A 17,850-nucleotide genomic window follows, 5' to 3' on the forward strand; every position below is an offset into this window, starting at 1 on the left:
CCTCAGGCGGCCTGGACGCGGCGCGTCAGCAGCCGGGCGATGATGAGAACCACGAAGGTGATCACGAACAGGATGCAGCCCAGAGCCATCAGGGCGTTGAGCTGGAGGCCGTCGGCTTCGTTGAACTCGTTGGCGATGCGCGACGCGATGGTCGAGCTCGGATCGAAGATCGAGGCCGAGAGGCGGTTGGCGTTGCCGACCACGAAGGTCACCGCCATCGTCTCGCCCAGCGCCCGGCCGAGGCCGAGCATGATCGCCCCGATGATCGAGACCGAGGCCTGCGGCACCAGCACGTGGCGCACCACCTCCCAGGTGGTGCAGCCGATGCCGTAGGCGCTCTCGCGCAGCACGGTCGGGATCTGGTCGAGCATGTCGCGGGCGATCGAGGCGATGAACGGCACGATCATGATCGCCAGGATGATCCCGGCGGTGAAGACGCCGACGCCCGAGGGCACCCGGGCGTAGAACAAGGTGCCGACGATCGGCATGCCCTCGACGAGGTTCGAGGCCGGGATCTGGATGTAGCGCGCGAAGAGCGGCGCGAACACGAACAGGCCCCACATGCCGTAGATGATGCTGGGCACGGCGGCGAGCAGCTCGATCGTCATGGCGACCGGCTTGCGGGCCCAGCCCGGGCAGAGCTGGGTGAGGTAGACCGCGATCCCGAGGGAGACGGGGACGCCGATCAGGAGCGCCAGGAAGGCGGAGGCGACGGTCCCGATCACCGCCACCAGGGCGCCGTACTGCTCGGTCCCGACGTTCCAGGCGCTGGAGGTCAGGAATCCGAAGCCGAATTCGCGGAAGGCGGGCCAACCGCCGTAGAGGATCGAGCCCAGGATGCCGGCGAGGACGAGCAGCACCAGCAGCGCTGCGGCATACGAGGAGGTCCGGAACAGGGTGTCGAGGCTCCGGCTCGGCGCCTTCCGCGCCGTCGCGGAACGGGTTCGGCCGAGGGCGATCGATTCAGTCAAAGCGGGCATCCGCTGTTCTCTGCGAAGACGGCGTGGTAGCGCGGGGCGTTCCGAGAAGCGAGGGAGGAGGTTCGCACCTCCTCCCGGCCACGCTCACATGTTGAAGACGGGCTTACCGTCCTTGCCCTTCACGTCCTTCCACTCCTGGTGGATCAGCTCGACGACGTTGTCCGGCAGCGGGACATAGTCGAGGTCGACGGCGAGCTTGTCGCCGTTCTTGTAGGCCCAGTTGAAGAACTTGAGCACATCGGCGGACTTGGCCGGATCGACGGCATCCTTGTGGACCAGGATGAAGGTCGCCGCCGTGATCGGCCACGCCGCCTCGCCCGGCTGGTTGGTCAGGGAGATGCCGAAGCCCGGGGTCGCCTTCCAGTCGGCGCTCGCCGCCGCGGCCTGGAACGCCTTGTCGTCGGGCTGCGGATACTTGCCGGCCTTGTTCTGCAGCAGGGCGTAGGAAAGCTTGTTCTGCTTGGCGTAGGCCGACTCGACGTAGCCGATCGCGTTCGGGACCTGCTTCACCGTGGCGGTCACGCCCTCGTTGCCCTTGCCACCCTGCCCCACCGGCCAGGAGATCGTCGTGGCGGCGCCGTATTCCTTCTTCCAGGGCTCGGAGACCTGGGACAGGTAGGTGGTGAAGATGTTGGTCGTGCCCGACGCGTCGGAGCGGTAGACCGGGGTGATGTTGGAGTCGGGAAGCTTCAGCCCGTCATTGAGTTTCGCGATCCGCGGATCGCTCCACTTGGCGATCTTGCCGGCATAGATGTCGGCCAGCACGTCGCCGGTGAGCTTGAGCTTGCCCGGCTCGATCCCGGGGATGTTCACCACCGGCACGACGCCGCCCATCACGGTCGGGAACTGGACGAGACCGTCCTTGGCGAGCTGCTCGGGCTTGAGGGGCGCGTCGGTGGCGCCGAAATCGACCGTCTTCGCCTGGATCTGCTTGATGCCGCCCCCGGAGCCGATCGACTGGTAGTTGAGGCCCGAGCCGGTCTCCTTGCGATAGGCCTCGGCCCACTTGGAGTAGACCGGGAAGGGGAACGTAGCCCCGGCGCCGGTGATATCGGCGGCGAGCGCCGCGGACGCCAGCTGAACCGTCGCGAGGCCGACGGCGAGCGCGTAAGCGAAGGGTCTCAAGGGATTCTCCGTTGCCGTCGGGCAAGAGCCTGCGCTGCCCTGCCGGCAAGCCCATGCCCGCGGCAGAGCTCTGCGGCCGATCTTCCGAAGAGACCCAGCGCCGGCCGCCCGATGGAGGGGCGCATACGACAGGCAGATGACACCGGGATGACATCGCGCCGCGGGCCCGACGGCACGGTTCGTGGTTCTCGCGCGTTCATAACCCGCATGGGCAGCGGGAATGCCGGGGCAATGCCAGCGGCAGTGACAGCGGGAGGACGTCGGATCGTGGGCGGCGAGGAGGTCGATACGGGGGCGGATGCCGACCCGGTCTGGTCGGCCCTGCATGCGGAGCGGGAGGCCGTGGAGCGTGCCCTCACGCTGGCGCAGGCGCGCCAGAAATTCTCCACCGATCCGGAGCTGGCGGACGCAGCGCGGCGCGAGGAGGCCGAGCTGCTGGTCAACCTCGACCGGGTGCTGACGTTGATTCGTGCCGCCGAGTATCGTCGACGGCCGGGGGCGCGCCGCTGGTAGCGGCGCGGGGCCGGATCAGATCGCCCGGCGCAGCTCCCGCTCCTTCTGGCGCAGTCGCAGAAGCAGCTCGACGTGCGTGTCGGTGATCGGCTGCGTGTCGACGCTGCCTTCGTAGACCGTGCGAAGGTTGAGGCCGAGCTGGCGCGTGTCGAGCGCCCGCTTCAGCGACTGTCCCGCAGGCAGATGCCCATCGGACTCGACGATAGCCGGCTTCATGGCTCCCTCCCGCCCTTCGACCGCCCATGCCTTCCGCGGTACCGGGATGACGGCACTTTCAAGTCGAATAGTTAACGCATCGTTAAGCTCAACCAACGGTTAAGGCTGTCGCCGGGCTACGCCTCGGCGCCCTGAAGCAGGCGCGCGGCTGCCGCCCGGGCTTCGTCGGTGACGGTGGCACCCGCCAGCATCCGGGCGATCTCCTCCCGGCGCTCGGCGACCGGCAGGCTCGACACGCGGGTGGCGACGCGGCCGGCCCCCTTCACGGGCGCCTTGGCGATCAGGAAATGCGTCTCGGCGCGCGCGGCAACCTGGGGAGCATGGGTCACCGCGACCACCTGCACGGTGGCCGCCAGCCGGGCGAGGCGCAGCCCGATGGCGTCCGCCACCGCGCCGCCGACCCCGGTATCGATCTCGTCGAAGATGAGGGTCGGAGCGGAGCCCTTGTCGGCCAGCACCACCTTGAGCGCCAGCATGAAGCGCGACAGCTCGCCACCCGAGGCGACCTTCATCATCGGACCGGGCTTGGTCCCCGGGTTTGTCTGGGCCCAGAACTCGACGCGGTCGGTGCCGGCGGCATCGCGGGAATCCGGATCCGTGACGATCTCGGTGATGAACCGGGCCCGCTCCAGCTTGAGGGGCGGCAGCTCGGCCTTCACGGCGGCGTCGAGCTGCTTGGCCGCCCGGCGGCGCCCGGCGCTGAGCTTCTTGGCAGCCTCGGCGTAGGCGGCCTCCGCCGTCGCGAGCCCCTCCTCGAGGCCGGACAGCGCCGCCTCGCCGGCATCGATGGCCGCGACGTCGTTGGCGTAGCGCTCCGCCAGGGCGGCGAGGTCGTCGGCGGGCACGTCGTACTTGCGCGACGCGGCGCGCAGGGCGAAGAGCCGCTCCTCCACGCGCTCCAGGTCGCGGGGATCGAACTCCGTCTCGGCCACCGCCGCATCGAGGACCGCCCGGGCTTCGTCGAGGGCGACCATCGCGGCGTCGAGGGCGTTCACGCACGGGTCGACGAGGGCCGGCAGCTGCGCGGCGCGGCGCTCCAGCTTGCGCAGGGCGGCCGAGAGATGCGGCACGCCGGAATGGGGTCCGCCGACCGCCTCCAGCGCCTCGTTGAGTTCGCGCGCCACCTTCTCGGATTGCTGCATGATGGTGCGGCGCTCGGCGAGCTGCGCCTCCTCCCCCGGAAGCGGCGCGAGTTCGGCGAGTTCCTCCACGGAATGGCGCAGGAAGTCGGCCTCCTTGCGGGCCGTCTCGACCCGGGCGCGGTGCTCGGCGAGTTCGGTCCGAGCCGTCCGGACGGCCCGAGCGGCGGTGCCGACCTTGGCGAGCTGGGGCTGAAGCCCGCCGAAGGCGTCCAGGATCGCGCGGTGCGAGGCGGGGTCGGCGAGCGCCCGGTCGTCGTGCTGCCCGTGGATCTCCACGAGGGCCGCGCCGATCGCCCGCAGGACCTGCACGCCCACCGGCTGGTCGTTGACGAAGGCGCGGGTCCGGCCGTCCGCCATCTGGGTCCGGCGCAGGATCAGGTCGCCTTCGGTGTCGATCTCGGCCTCCTCCGCGATTCGGCGCGCGGGATGGTCGACGGGCAGGTCGAAGACCGCCGTGACCACGCCCTGCGCCTCGCCGTGACGCACCAGGCGGCCGTCGCCACGACCGCCGAGGGCCAGGGCGAAGGCGTCGAGCAGGATCGATTTGCCCGCGCCCGTCTCTCCGGTCAGGACGCTGAGTCCCGATCGAAAATTCAGTTCGAGCCTGTCGATCAGGACGATGTCGCGAATCGCGAGCTGCGCCAGCATGCGGCGACGGGGATTCCTCAGGACGGGACCGCACACATAAGGCCGCTGCGGCGCGGATTCACCCCAAAAATGCGTCGCACCACGCAAGGGGGCGCCGCAACGGGAAAGGCCCGGAGCGGCGGCTCCGGGCCTCGATCTGTGCGCGGGACGGCCCGGTTGCGGGCTCCGATGCCTACTCGGCCGAGGCGGTCTTGCCGGTGACCGTGCGGTAGATCTTCGAGAGGAACGAGGACTTCTCCTCGCGGGGCTCGAGGCCGCCCTGAGCCAGGAGCGCGTGGGCGTCCTTGTACCAGGGGCTTTCCGGGAAGTTGTGTCCGAGCACCGCGGCGGCATTCTGCGCCTCCTGGGTGATGCCCAGCGCCCAGTAGGCCTCGGTCAGGCGCTCGAGCGCCTCCTCGGCGTGGCGGGTGGTCTGGTACTTGGCGACCACGTCGCGGAAGCGGTTGATCGCCGCCGGGAAATTCCGCTTCTCGAGGTAGAAGCGGCCGATCTCCATCTCCTTGCCGGCGAGCTGATCGCGGGTGATCTGGATCTTCGCCTTCGCGTCGGCAGCGTATTCCGATGTCGGATACTTCTGCACCAGTTCCTGGAGGGCGACGAGCGCCTTCTCGGACCGGTCCTGATCGCGGGTGACGTCCGGGATCTGCTTATAGTTCGACATCGCCATCAGGTACTGCGCGTAGGCGGCGTCCTTGCTGGCCGGATGCCGCTGCAGGTAACGCTTCGACGCGCTGATGGCGTCGTCGTATTTCTGGCCTTCGTAGTTGGCGTAGGCCGTCATCAGCAGTGCCTTCCGAGACCACTCGGAATACTGATACTGCTTGTCCAGATTGTCGAATTTCTTGACCGCGCCCTCGTAGTCGCTGTCCTCGAGCTTGGCCAAGCCATCGCTGTACAGCTTGTCGGCCGGGACGTCCGGGACGACTTCGGGTTTGTACTTCTCAGCGAAGATGCTGGTCGGGTCGAAGTCGCAGCCGCCGAGGCCCAGGCCGAGGATGGCCACGAGGGGCGCCGCGAAGGCCGCTCCCCGGCGATGACGAATGGTGACAGGCATCTGGCGCTCTTTCCCGGAACCGGCGCCGTCTCGCGCCGTCATGCCATCGCGTGGGTGGATCCGGCCCGCCCCGGGCCGTGCCCGCCGTTCACGGACCGTTAAACCGTGCCGTTCGATTCGGGCACGAAAGCGGCAAGGCTGCGGCAGCCAGGATCGGTTGCCGGCTGTGTCCCACCGGCCACAGGCGCTTTCTAGAGGTCGCCCGCGAAGGCGGCGATGCCGAGGCCGACGCCGAGTTCGGACAAAACGGTCTCGCGGCGCGAGCCCTGCGCCTCGACGATGGCGTAGTTCGCCCGGTCGGCGAAAAGGGCCGAGAGCACGCCGACATTCATCCGGTGGCCGCCGCAATAGGAGCGGTACGCGCCCTGGATCGGCAGCCCGGCCAGCGCCAGGTCGCCGATCGCGTCGAGGATCTTGTGGCGGACGAATTCGTCCTGGAAGCGCAGCCCCTCGGGGTTGACCACCGCGGTCTCGCCGACCGCCACGGTGTTCTCCAGCGAAGCGCCGAGGGCGAAGCCCGCCTTCCAGTAGCGCTCCACGTCCCGCATCATCCCGAAGGTGCGGGCGCCGGCGATCTCGCGGCGATAGGTGGCGGGCGAGAGGTCCATCGCCTTGCGGGAGCGGCCGATCACCGGGCTCTCGAAATCGATCTCGACATCGAGGCGGAAGCCGCGATCGATCGGACGCAGCTCCGCGAAGGACGTGCCGGTCTCGATGCGGACGTGGCGGAGGATCTTGAGCCAGCGCCGGGGGGTGTCGCAGGTGGCGATCCCCACTTGGTCGATCGCCTGGACGAAGGGGAGCGCGGATCCGTCGAGGATCGGCATCTCCGGGCCGTCGATCTCGATCAGGGCGTTGTCGACGCCCAGGCCGAACAGGGCGGACATCAGGTGCTCGACGGTGGCGACTGCGCCCGTCTCGACGTCACCCAGAACGGTGCAGAGTTCCGTGGCGGAGACGAGGGCGTGGTGTGCCTTGATCAGGCGATCGTTGCCGTGAGTGGTGCCGGTGCGGAGGAAGGCGATGCCATGATTGGCCGGAGCGGGCCGGATCGTGATCTCGGCGGGATTGCCGGAGTGAACTCCGATGCCCGAGAGAGTCGCCGGCCCTTTGAGGGTCGTCTGTTTGTGCGTTCGCATTCCTTAGCCCCCGGGCGCGACCAGATCCCGACACCCCGACCGGGGGTGAAGAGAAAACCGACTGATCCGTCCGCTGCTTGATGCCCTAGCCCACGCGATCAGGTTGTGTCCCGATGCGTGTCGTCTCGATCACATGGTTTCTATAGCTGCACCGCACAGGGCAGCCAAATCACGGATTCTTACGGTCTGTTACAGACACGCTTACCGGCTCGTTGCCGCAAAACGCTGGTCCACCAAAGGCTTAAAGCTTGGTTAACGCATGGCTAACCCGCGGCCGTTCTGTGGCGCGGATGCACCACGGTCCCGGCCTCGCGAGACGCCGCATGCCCACGCGATGGGGCCTGTTTCAGGCTGTAACAACCACGAGTTGCTTTGTTGCAGCGCGAAGGGGCCGGCGGTTTCCCGCCGGCCCCCTGCCGTGTCCGAGATCTCGGCCTGTCAGTTCGCCTGACGGCGCAGGAAGGCGGGGATCTCGAGCTGATCGTCGTCCATCATCCGGGGCTGCGCGGAGACCCGGCCCTGCGCGTCGAGGTTGCCCTGGGCCGGGCGGTATTGCGGCACCGCGGGCGCGGCCGGGGCACGGGGGGCCGGCGGCACGTGGGACTGGGCCATGTGCGGTTGGGCCATGTGCGGCTGGGCCATGTGCGGCTGGGCCAAATGCGGCTGCGGGGCGGCGGGAGAGGCCGGCCGGGCCGCCGGGGCGCCCTCCATGTCCTCGCGGCGGCCGCCGAAGCCCACGGTGGCGAGCCGGCGCAGCAGCGAGGTCCGCTTGGATTCCGGAGCGGCCTCCTCGGCCGCGCGGTTCGCCATGATCTGGGTCTGGGCGATCGGCGGCAGCTCGTGGATCTGCGGCATGCGCGGAGCGCGGGCGAGCGGCGTGCCCGTCGGGGCGGCGGGACGCGGCGGCACGAACGGGCCAGCCTCGATGGCCGGTGCCGGCTCGGCCCGCTGCGGTGCGGGAGCCGGGACGAACGGTGCCGCGGCGCGCGCCTGGGCCGGGGCGAGCACGACGTCGTCGCGGGTCACCGGCGCGGCGCTCTCCATGCGGCTCTCGATCCGCGGCTCGGCCCGCATCTCCGTGCTGGGCTGCGGCACGGGGGCCGGCGCGGCCGACTCGGTGCGGATGCTCGGCACCGGCGAGGCGGCGCGAGAGCGGGCCTCGGCGCGCAGGCGCTCGGCAACCTCGGCGATGCGCTGCTCGGTCTCGGCGATGGCCGGGTTGTTGGGCGAGTTCGCCGAGATCAGCAGCGGCTCGATGCCGGTGGCGACCACCGACACGCGGATGATGCCGTCGAGGCTCTCGTCGAAGGTGGCGCCCAGGATGATGTTGGCGTCCTGGTCGACTTCCTCGCGGATGCGGGTCGCGGCCTCGTCGAGCTCGTACAGGGTTAGGTCCGAGCCGCCCGTGATCGAGATCAGCAGGCCGCGGGCCCCCTTCATGGAGACGTCGTCGAGGAGCGGATTGGCGATGGCCGCCTCGGCGGCGCGGTTGGCGCGCTTCTCGCCGGAGGCCTCGCCGGTGCCCATCATGGCCTTGCCCATGCCCCGCATGATCGCGCGGACGTCGGCGAAGTCGAGGTTGATGAGGCCTTCCTTCACCATCAGGTCGGTGATGCAGGCGACGCCGGAGTAGAGCACCTGGTCGGCCATCGCGAAGGCGTCCGCGAAGGTGGTCTTCTCGTTGGCGACCCGGAACAGGTTCTGGTTCGGGATCACGATCAGGGTGTCGACCGCGGCCTGCAGCTCCTGGATGCCGGATTCGGCGGTGCGCATGCGGCGCATGCCCTCGAACTGGAACGGCTTCGTCACGACGCCGACCGTCAGGATGCCCATGTCGCGGGCCGCACGGGCGATGACCGGAGCGGCGCCGGTGCCGGTGCCGCCGCCCATGCCGGCGGTGATGAAGCACATGTGGGCGCCCGAGAGCTGGTCACGGATCTCGTCGATCACCTCGTCGGCGGCGGCCGAGCCGACCTCCGGGTGCGAGCCGGCCCCGAGGCCCTGCGTCACGCCCAGGCCCATCTGGATCACCCGCTCGGCCTTCGAGGAGGTGAGCGCCTGGGCGTCCGTGTTGGCCACGACGAATTCGCAGCCGAGCAGGCCCGACTCGATCATGTTGTTGACGGCGTTGCCGCCGGCGCCGCCGACGCCGAAGACGGTGATGCGGGGCTTGAGTTCCCGGATGTCCGGCGCCTGGAGGGTGATGGCCATGGTGTCGAGCCTCTCGCTAACTGTGCTTTCCGTGCGACGCCTGGGCGCCGGATACTCTTCGATCCGCCCGTCCGCGGGGGCGGATGCGAAACCCTAGAAGCTGTCCCGGAGCCAGCGGCCGACCCGGTTCAGGTAGTTGTCGGTTCCGGTCGCCGCGAAGGCGCCGTGCCCCCGCGGCTCGAAATGCTCGGCATGCGCCACCTGCGGGTAGACCAGCAGGCCGACCGCCGCCGAGAAGGCCGGGCCCTTTGCGGCTTCCGGCAGACCCCGGATCCCGAGGGGCCGTCCGATTCGCACCTGACCCTGGAGGACGCGGCGGGCGACCTCCGGCAGGCCGACGAGCTGGCTGGCGCCGCCGGTGAGAACCACACGCCGTCCGGCCTGGGCCGCGAAGCCCGCGTCCCGCAGGCGGTCGCGGACCAGCTCGACCACCTCCTCGACCCGCGGCTTGATGATCCGCACGAGCTGCGAGCGCGGGATGTGGGCCGGGGCCTCGCCCTCGTCCTCGCCGACCCCGTGCACCGCGATCATGTCGCGGTCGTCGGAAGGCGTGGACAGGGCCGAGCCGTAGAGGGTCTTCAGCCGTTCGGCCGCGGCCATCCGGGTGGAGAGGCCGCGGGCGATGTCCATGGTGACGTGGTGCCCGCCCACCGCCAGGGCGTCCACGTGGACGAGGTGCCCGCCGGAGAACACGCCGACGCTGGTGGTGCCGCCGCCCATGTCGACGACGCAGACGCCCATCTCGGCCTCGTCGTCCACGAGCGCGGAGAGTCCGGCCGCGTAGGGCGTGGCGATCACCGCCTCGACGCCGAGGTGGCAATGCTCCACCGCCAGCATGACGTTGCGGGCGGCGGCCAGCTCGCTGGTGACCACGTGCAGGTCGACGCTGAGCGCCTCGCCGATCATGCCCGACGGGTCGATGACGGCGCCCTGCCCGTCCAGGGCGTAGCCGGTGGGCAGGGCGTGCAGCACGGCCCGGCCGGGGCTGACGCCGTGGGCGCTCGCGGTCTCGAGCACCCGCTCGACGTCGCTGCCCGTGACGGTGCCGGAGCGGACGTTCACCCGCGCCTGGAAATGCTGAGAGGCGAGCCGGCCGCCCGACATGTTGACGATGACCGACTGGACCTCGACCTTGGCCATCCGCTCGGCGGCGTGGACCGCCTGACGGATCGCGCCCTCGGCGGCGGCGAGGTCGACGATGGCGCCGCCCTTCAGGCCGAGCGAGCGCTGGTGGCCGATGCCGATGATGCGCGCGAGGTGGGTGCGCCCGCGCAGCGTGGTGAGCGCCTCGGCGGGCTGCAGCTCGGCGATGAGGCAGACCACCTTGCTCGTGCCGATATCGAGCACCGAGAGGGTGGTCGAGCGCCGGGCGGAGAGCGGCTTCAAGCGCGGCGTGAGGCCGTGTTGGCTGTGCATTGACGCTACCGGACGCGGGAGGCGGGACGGGCGGAGATCGACAGGAAGGGCATCAGCTGGCCGCGCCCTTCTTCTTCGCCTTCTGGGCTTCCGCACGGGCGGCGGCGGCCTCCTCGGTCAGGCGCACCACGAGGCGGTCCGGCATGCGCAGGTCCACCGCGATGATGTCCTTCTCAAGCAGGCCGGCCTCGCGCTCGAACCGGACGAGGCGGGCGAGCGCCGCGGCCGGGTCGGCCTCGGGCAGGCGCACGTCGATGCCGTCGAACTTGAGGGTCCAGCGCCGGCCGGACACGTAGGTGCCGGCCTTGATCCGCTCGGCGAGCGGACCGGCGGCGGCGATGAGGGCGAGATATTCCGGAAGCTTGGTGTTGGCGTCGTCGCCGACCACCAGGGGGAGGCTGGCATAGCGGTCGTCCCGCATGGCGTCGATGACGGTGCCGTCGGCGGCGATCACGCTGATCTCGCCGTTCTTCTGCCAGAGGGCCGCGGGCTCGCGCTCCACCTGGGTGATGGCGATCTCGTTGGGATAGATCTTCCGGACGGAGGCCTGGGCGATCAGCGGCACGCGCAGCAGCCGCTCGCGGACCTCGTTGACGTCGAGGAAGGGAACCGAGGAGCGCCAGTCGATGCCGGCGGCGGCCAGCACCTCGCGCTCGTACATCCGGGAGATGCCCGAGATGGTGACGCGCTCGACGCCGAAGCCCGCGACGCGCGCGGCGATGTCGAGGGGACGGCCCTGCTCCGCCACGAAGGCGTCGTAGCGGCCGCTCGCCACGAAACCGGCGAGCGCCATGGCGGCGGCGGACACGGAGACCGCCACCACGCCGACGCCGCGCGGCAGGCGCTCGCTCAGGCGCTGACCCGAGCGGGCCCGGCGGACCGAGAGCGACCGAGGCGAGACGCGGCCGGCGAGCCGGCCCAGGATCGCGCCAGCGAGGCGCGCGGGACCGATCCGGCCGGCGGCGTCGCCGCTCAGCGATTCAGGGAAGCGTCCTCCACCATCCATCGGACGAGCTCACCGAAACTCAGGCCCGCATGGGCCGCCATCTCCGGCACAAGGCTCGTCTGGGTCATGCCGGGTTGCGTGTTGACCTCCAGCACGACGAGCAGACCGGTTCCACCCGGTGTGTCGTCGTAGCGAAGGTCGGCACGGCTGACGCCCCGACAGCCCAGTGCTTGATGCGCCGTTAACGACAGTTCTTGGACACGCTGGTAAACATTTGGTTTAAGTTCGGCCGGGAGCACGTGCACCGACCCCCCCGGGGCGTATTTAGCGTCGTAGTCGTACCAATCCCCCGTCGCGGCCTTCACCTCGATCACGCCGAGGGCCCTGTCGCCCATCACCCCGCAGGTGAGCTCGCGGCCGGCTATGTAAGGTTCTACAAGGACTTGCTCGCCGAACGTCCACTCCTCGGAGGCGAGGATCTGGGGCGGGTGCGAGCGCCCGTCGCGCACGATGATCACACCCACCGAGGAGCCCTCGGCGATGGGTTTCACCACATAGGGTGGCGGCAGGGGGTGTGTCCTGGCGGCCTCACGACGGTTAACGATCCGGCCTTCCGGCACGTCGACGCCGGCCGCGCGCATGACGGTCTTGGCCTGCTCCTTGTTCATCGCGAGCGCCGAGGCGAGGACGCCGGAATGGGTGTAGGGGATCCTGAGGATCTCCAGGAGACCCTGGATCGTGCCGTCCTCCCCGTCCGGGCCGTGCAGCGCATTGAAGGCCACGTCCGGCTTGAGCGCCGTCAGCACGGAGGCGATATCGGGACCGACATCAACCCGGGTGACCCGGTAGCCCTCGCCTTCGAGGGCGTCGGCGCAGGCCTTGCCGGAACTGAGCGAGACTTCGCGCTCGGCGGAGGTGCCGCCCAGCAGGACGGCGACGTGCTTGGACATCAGGGCACCTCGAATAGGTCGGCTTCAAACAGACTCTGCAGGGACCGGACGGTCACCGGTGGCAGACGAGCACCGTATCCCGGCCGCATCGGCGAGGCGGGAACACCGCGCTCACCGGGGGGCGGCCGCCGCGCCGATCCGCCGGATCTCCCAGCGCAGCTCGACGCCGCTCGTCTCGCGCACCCGGCGACGGACTTCCTCGCCGAGTCCCTCGATATCGGCGGCGGTCGCCTGGCCGGTGTTGATCAGGAAATTGCAGTGCATCTCGCTGACCTGGGCGCCGCCCCGGGTCAGGCCCCGGCAACCGGCGGCGTCGACGAGCTGCCACGCCTTGCCGCCCTCGGGATTGGCGAAGGTCGAGCCGCCGGTGCGCTCGCGGATCGGCTGGGCGGCTTCGCGGGCGGCCGTGACCCGCTCCATCTCCGCCTCGATGGCGGCCCGGTCGCCGGGCTTGCCCCGGAACAGGGCGCTCGTGAAGATGACGTCCTCCGGGGCATCCGAATGCCGGTAGGAGAAGCCCATGTCGGCGTGGCTGAAGGTGCGCAATGCCCCCCGGCGGTCGATTCCGCGCGCTTCCACCAGCACGTCGGTGGTCTCGCCGCCATGCGCGCCGGCATTCATGCGCAGCGCGCCGCCGATCGAGCCCGGGATGCCGCGGTAGAAGGCGAGCCCGTCGAGACCGGCCTCGGCGGCCGCCTTGGCGAGGCGCATGTCGGGAACCGCGGTGCCCACGGCCAGCGTGTCGCCGTCGATCGCGATGCTGCCGAACGCCTTGCCGCCGAGCCGGACCACCACGCCCGGCACCCCGCCGTCGCGGACGATCAGGTTCGAGCCGAGACCGATGACCGTGACCGGCACGTCGGGGTCCAGGGTGGCGAGGAGGCGCGCGAGATCCTCCTCGTCGGCCGGGGTGAACAGGACCTCGGCGGGGCCGCCGACCCGGAACCAGGTGAGGTCGGCCAGCGGCTGGTCGGCGAGCAGGCGCCCGCGAAGATCGGGCGCGGCGGCGCGGATACGGTCGTGGAGGGATGCGGTCATCTTTGGATCTCCCCGCTCCCCGCCTGCGGGGAGAGGGATGCGACGACCGTGTCGTCGCATCGGGGCGGCAGCCGAGGGTGAGGGGGCGGCTCCAGCTGTGGCTTGACTGAAGCCGCCCCCTCACCTTCGCCCTTCGGGCGTTCCGTGCCGACGACGGGGTCGTCGCGACCCTCTCGCGGCAAGCGGTGAGAGGGGGGCGGCACGGACAAGATCGTGTCTCGGACGCCGGCGACGGTGTTCACGATCCCGACGTTCCAGAACCCCAGGACGCGAGAGCCCTGTGCGGTCAGCCACGGGGCCCGAACGCCATGGTCGCTGTCCGCGTGGTGGTCGCCAGTCCGCTCGCCAATCAGGCGTGACGTTCGGGAGTCGAACTCCGCGACAGAGCGCCTGATCGATTCCTGCCGGACGACCTCGGCCCCGCCGAGACGCCGGTCCCGCAAGCGACACCGGAGGCGGCGCTCGGCCTCGGTCTGTGATCCGCGCAGGCATCGCCGGAAACGGGCCGGTTCCGGATCGGCCCCGCGCATCCCCTTACCGTCCCCGCGCGGCCAATTCGCCCGGCAGCGCGTAGGCCCATTGGGTGATCGTACCGGCCCCGAGGCACACCACGTAGTCGCCCGGCTTGGCGAGCTCCGCGATGATCCCCGAAAGTTCCTCAGGCCGCTCCAGCGCCCGGGCGTCGCGGTGGCCGCGGGAGCGCAGGCCCGCCACGAGGCTGTCGCGGTCGAAGCCCTCGATCGGCGTCTCGCCGGCCGCGTAGACCGGCGCCACGATCACCGTGTCGGCATCGTTGAAGCAGGTGCAGAAATCGTCGAAGAGCGATTGCAGCCGGGTATAGCGGTGTGGCTGCACCACGGCGATCACGCCGTGCTCGGTCGAGGCGCGCGCGGCCTTGAGCACCGCCTTGATCTCCACCGGATGGTGTCCGTAATCGTCGAAGATCGTCGCGCCGTTCCACTCGCCGGTGCGGGTGAAGCGCCGCTTGACGCCGCCGAAGCCGGCGAGCGCCTGGCGGATCGCGTCGGGCTTCACGCCGAGCTCGTGCGCCACGGCGAGCGCCGCGGTGGCGTTGAGCGCGTTGTGCTTGCCCGGCATCGGCAGGACCAGGTCCTCCATCTCCATCCGGTAGCCGGGGCGGCGGTCGCGGATCATCACCCGGAAGCGGCTCTGGCCGCCGCGCAGGTCCACGTCGATCAGGCGCACGTCCGCCTGCGGGTTCTCGCCGTAGGTGATGATCCGCCGGTCCTCGATATGGCCGACGAGATCCTGCACCACCGGATGGTCGATGCACATCACCGCGAAGCCGTAGAACGGGATGTTGTCGATGAACCGCCGGAACGCGTCCTTCACGGCATCGAACGAGCCGAAATGATCGAGATGCTCGGGGTCGATGTTGGTGACGATGGCGACGTCCGCCGGCAGCTTCAGGAAGGTGCCGTCGGACTCGTCGGCCTCCACCACCATCCAGTCGCCCTCGCCCATGCGGGCATTGGTGCCGAAGGCGTTGATGATGCCGCCGTTGATCACCGTCGGGTCGAGGTTGCCGGCCAGCAGCAGCGTCGCGACCAGCGACGTGGTCGTGGTCTTGCCGTGCGTGCCTGCGATGGCCACGCAGGACTTGAAGCGCATCAGCTCCGCCAGCATCTCGGCCCGGCGCACCACCGGCAGACGGCGCTCCCGGGCGGCTTGCAGCTCGGGATTGTCGCGCTGGATCGCCGTGGAGACGACGACCAGGGCCGCCTCCTCGACGTTCTGGGCGTCGTGGCCCACGAAGGTGCGCATGCCCTTCTCGGCGAGACGGCGGACATTGGTGTTGTCCGAGGCGTCCGACCCCTGCACCGTGTAGCCGAGGTTGTGCATCACCTCGGCGATGCCGGACATGCCGATACCGCCGATGCCGATGAAGTGGATGGGTCCGAGCTTGTCGGGCAGCTTCATGGGTCGAACCGTCTGGTGTCGGGATCGCCGGTGCGGAATCCCGGGAGGATCAGGTGCGGGCGGCCGTCTCGACGACGACCTCGGCCAGCCTCTCGGCGGCGTCATGGATGCCCGCGCTTCTGGCCGCATCGGCCGCTGCGGTCAATTTTGCCGGCGTCTCGAAGCAGGCCGTGAGGTCCGCGGCGAGGCGCTCGGGCGTGAAATCCGACTGTTTCACCGCCAGCGCCGCGCCGATCGCGTCGAGGGTCGCGGCGTTGGCAGCCTGGTCCTGATCCAGCGAGCCGGGCAGCGGGACCAGGATCGCCGGGCGGCCGATCGCCGCCAGTTCGGAGACCGTCGAGGCGCCCGAGCGCGAGACCACGAGGTGGCTCGCGGCCATGCGGGCCGGCAGGTCCTTGAAGAACGGCGCCGCCTCGATCCCCGCAAGCCCCATGGCGAGGTAGCGGTTCTGCACCGCCGTCAGGTCCTCGGGCCGGACCTGCTGGACGAGGTGCAGCCGGGCGCGCAGCGCGGCGGGCAGACGGGCGATCGCCTCGGGCACGACCTCGCCCATGACCCGGGCGCCCTGGCTGCCGCCGAAGACCAGGAGCCGCAGGGCGTCATCCGGACCGAAGGGGGGATACGGGATCTTCGCCGCCTCGATCACCGCCGGGCGAAGCGGGTTGCCGGTGTGGATCCGCGGGGCTTTGGCCTTCTCGGGCACGCCGCGCACGTCCTTGAAGCCGGTGGCGATGGTGCGGGCGCCCCGCGCCAGGAAGGCGTTGGCCCGGCCCATCACGGCATTCTGCTCGTGCAGGATCGTCGGCACGCGCAGGATCTGGCCGGCCAGCACCGGCGGGACGGTCGGATAGCCCCCGAAGCCCACGATGGCGGCCGGGTTGATCCGTCGGATCTCCTTCGCGGCCACGCCGAAGCCGCGGCCGAGCGTCAGCACGGCGCCGGCCCGCTTCAGCGGCGAGCGGCCGGACGGCGTCGCCGAGGCGATGGTGACGACCTCGGAGGCCGGGAACTCGGACGCGATGGCATCGACCCGGGCGTCGGTGGCGAGGGCCACCCGGATGCCGCGGGCGCGCAGCGCGTGGGCGAGGCTCTCGGCCGGGAAAAGGTGTCCGCCGGTGCCGCCCGCGCAGAGCAGGATCGTGGGGGTGAAGACCGTCACCGCATCACTCCGGCGACGGTGGCGGGCGCGGTGCCGGGGGGCTTCTGGCTGAGCATCACGGTGCGGGGACGCTTGCGGGTCAGGGCGACGAGGAAGCCGGTGCCGAGCGCCAGCGAGATCAGCGAGGAGCCGCCGTAGGAGACGAAGGGCAGCGTCATACCCTTGGCGGGCATCAGCTGGGTGTTCACCGCCATATTGATGCAGGCCTGGAGGCCGAACAGCGTGGTCAGGCCGGTGATCGCTAGCCGCGAGAAGGTGTCGTCGGTGCGGCGGGCGAGCTTGAGGCCGCGCAGGACGATGAAGGCGAACAGGGCCACGAGGCACAGGCAGACGATCACGCCGAACTCCTCGCCGGTGACCGAGAAGATGAAGTCGGTATGCGCGTCGGGCAGGTGGCGCTTGGCCACGCCCTCCCCCGGTCCGGTGCCGAACCAGCCGCCCGAGCGGAAGGATTCCCGCGACCAGAAATCCTGGAAGCCGCCGCCGGAATCCCGGTCGAGGAACTTGTTGAAGCGCTCACGCACGTGATGGAAGAACAGATAGGCAGCGAACACGCCTCCGAGGCCCAGCACGCCGAGGACGGCCACCCAGATCAGGTGGAGGCCGGCCACGAAGAACAGCGCGCACCACACCATGGTAATCAGCATGGTCTGGCCGAAATCGGGCTGGAGCAGCAGCGGCACGATGGTGATCGGCAGCAGCAGCAGGGCGAGGATCCCGCCCGGCATGTCGCGGCGCTGGGCGCCTTCCGAGAAGGCCCAGGCGGCGACGACCACGAAGGCGGGCTTCACGAACTCCGAGGGCTGCAGGCCGAAGGAGCCGAACTGGATCCAGCGGTGCGCGCCCTTGATCTCGGGCCCGAACTTGCCGGCGAGCAGGCACAGGACGACGCCGCAGACCCAGGTGACCAGCGCGAGCCGCCGGATGCCGCGCAGCGACAGGAACGACACCGCGCAGATCAGCAGGATGGTCGGCGCGAGGTACATCGCCTGCCGGTTGAGGAAGTAGAAGGTCGGGAGGCCGATGCGTTCGGCCACCGGGGGGCCGCCGCCCATCAGGAAGACCAGACCCGCGATCATCAGCGCGAACAGGGCCGCGAGCAGACCGCGGTCCACGGTCCACCACCAGTCCGTCAGGGGCGTGCGTTCCGCGCGTGACATCATGCCGGGCAACGACTCCAGGCCGCGCGGATGCCGATCCGCGCGGGTCGGGCCTGATCCTGTGCAGGAATGGTAAACGGAGCCTTATGGTCGCCGCGTGGGCTTTCGGCCGCCGCGAAACCGGCCTGCGGTGGAGTGCTGTATTCGACCGGTTTTATACTGGTATAAAGACACCCTATGTTAATCTTCCCATTGCAACTTTCAGGTGTACC

The 17,850-nt window shown here is 70.1% G+C and carries 16 protein-coding genes; 1 reads left to right on the forward strand and 15 read right to left on the reverse strand.

Annotated features, from left to right (window positions below; translation table 11 throughout):
• Nucleotides 1-2: 2 nt before the first annotated feature.
• Together pstC and pstS are read right to left on the reverse strand one after the other, a co-directional pair.
• A complete protein-coding gene (gene pstC, locus P9K36_RS13575; protein WP_111473901.1) occupies nt 3-980 on the reverse strand; it encodes a phosphate ABC transporter permease subunit PstC in 978 nt (325 codons plus the stop codon).
• Nucleotides 981-1,064: 84 nt separating this feature from the next.
• Nucleotides 1,065-2,105 (reverse strand): phosphate ABC transporter substrate-binding protein PstS, encoded by a 1,041-nt coding sequence (gene pstS / locus P9K36_RS13580; protein ID WP_043345532.1) that lies wholly within the window; start codon nt 2,103-2,105, stop codon nt 1,065-1,067.
• 267 nt (nt 2,106-2,372) lie between these two features.
• On the opposite strand from pstS, the gene P9K36_RS13585 reads away from it, so the two are divergent.
• Nucleotides 2,373-2,618, forward strand: a complete 246-nt coding sequence (locus tag P9K36_RS13585) for a hypothetical protein (RefSeq protein ID WP_043757586.1) — start codon at nt 2,373-2,375, stop codon at nt 2,616-2,618.
• A 15-nt stretch (nt 2,619-2,633) separates the two neighbouring features.
• On the opposite strand, the gene P9K36_RS13590 is transcribed toward P9K36_RS13585, so the two are convergent.
• The 13 genes from P9K36_RS13590 to P9K36_RS13650 form a co-directional block, all read right to left on the reverse strand.
• Nucleotides 2,634-2,834, reverse strand: coding sequence for a hypothetical protein (locus P9K36_RS13590; RefSeq protein WP_043345537.1), 201 nt, complete (start codon nt 2,832-2,834; stop codon nt 2,634-2,636).
• Between the two features lie 116 nt (nt 2,835-2,950).
• Nucleotides 2,951-4,624: a DNA repair protein RecN gene (gene recN, locus P9K36_RS13595; RefSeq protein WP_111473900.1), complete on the reverse strand. Its 1,674-nt coding sequence runs from the start codon at nt 4,622-4,624 to the stop codon at nt 2,951-2,953.
• 172 nt (nt 4,625-4,796) lie between these two features.
• On the reverse strand, nt 4,797-5,678 hold the full coding sequence (locus tag P9K36_RS13600; protein WP_043345570.1) for an outer membrane protein assembly factor BamD: 882 nt from the start codon (nt 5,676-5,678) through the stop codon (nt 4,797-4,799).
• A gap of 191 nt (nt 5,679-5,869) precedes the next feature.
• Entirely contained in the window at nt 5,870-6,817 is a 948-nt protein-coding gene (gene lpxC, locus P9K36_RS13605) for a UDP-3-O-acyl-N-acetylglucosamine deacetylase (RefSeq protein ID WP_043345543.1), read from the reverse strand.
• 438 nt (nt 6,818-7,255) lie between these two features.
• On the reverse strand, nt 7,256-9,028 hold the full coding sequence (ftsZ, locus tag P9K36_RS13610; RefSeq protein ID WP_043757589.1) for a cell division protein FtsZ: 1,773 nt from the start codon (nt 9,026-9,028) through the stop codon (nt 7,256-7,258).
• Nucleotides 9,029-9,121: 93 nt separating this feature from the next.
• Nucleotides 9,122-10,444 carry a cell division protein FtsA gene (gene ftsA, locus P9K36_RS13615; RefSeq protein ID WP_043384227.1) on the reverse strand — a complete coding sequence of 441 codons (1,323 nt, stop codon included), beginning with the start codon at nt 10,442-10,444 and terminating at the stop codon, nt 9,122-9,124.
• Nucleotides 10,445-10,496: 52 nt separating this feature from the next.
• Complete coding sequence (locus P9K36_RS13620; RefSeq protein ID WP_043757591.1) at nt 10,497-11,450, reverse strand: cell division protein FtsQ/DivIB; 954 nt, start codon at nt 11,448-11,450, stop codon at nt 10,497-10,499.
• Nucleotides 11,417-12,340, reverse strand: a complete 924-nt coding sequence (locus P9K36_RS13625; RefSeq protein ID WP_043356331.1) for a D-alanine--D-alanine ligase — start codon at nt 12,338-12,340, stop codon at nt 11,417-11,419. Before P9K36_RS13625 ends, P9K36_RS13620 begins: the two co-directional genes overlap by 34 nt.
• A 111-nt stretch (nt 12,341-12,451) precedes the next feature.
• Entirely contained in the window at nt 12,452-13,378 is a 927-nt protein-coding gene (gene murB, locus P9K36_RS13630) for a UDP-N-acetylmuramate dehydrogenase (RefSeq protein ID WP_043757593.1), read from the reverse strand.
• Complete coding sequence (locus P9K36_RS13635; RefSeq protein WP_043384235.1) at nt 13,375-13,908, reverse strand: DUF559 domain-containing protein; 534 nt, start codon at nt 13,906-13,908, stop codon at nt 13,375-13,377. Before P9K36_RS13635 ends, murB begins: the two co-directional genes overlap by 4 nt.
• 4 nt (nt 13,909-13,912) lie before the next feature.
• Complete coding sequence (murC, locus tag P9K36_RS13640; RefSeq protein ID WP_043356325.1) at nt 13,913-15,319, reverse strand: UDP-N-acetylmuramate--L-alanine ligase; 1,407 nt, start codon at nt 15,317-15,319, stop codon at nt 13,913-13,915.
• Between the two features lie 49 nt (nt 15,320-15,368).
• Nucleotides 15,369-16,478 carry an undecaprenyldiphospho-muramoylpentapeptide beta-N-acetylglucosaminyltransferase gene (gene murG, locus P9K36_RS13645; RefSeq protein ID WP_043757595.1) on the reverse strand — a complete coding sequence of 370 codons (1,110 nt, stop codon included), beginning with the start codon at nt 16,476-16,478 and terminating at the stop codon, nt 15,369-15,371.
• Entirely contained in the window at nt 16,475-17,641 is a 1,167-nt protein-coding gene (locus P9K36_RS13650; RefSeq protein WP_043356321.1) for a putative peptidoglycan glycosyltransferase FtsW, read from the reverse strand. The genes murG and P9K36_RS13650 overlap by 4 nt, the downstream gene beginning before the upstream one ends.
• Nucleotides 17,642-17,850: the final 209 nt, after the last annotated feature.

Origin of the sequence: Methylobacterium sp. 391_Methyba4, from assembly GCF_029691625.1 — a bacterium.
GTDB classification, from domain to species: domain Bacteria; phylum Pseudomonadota; class Alphaproteobacteria; order Rhizobiales; family Beijerinckiaceae; genus Methylobacterium; species Methylobacterium fujisawaense.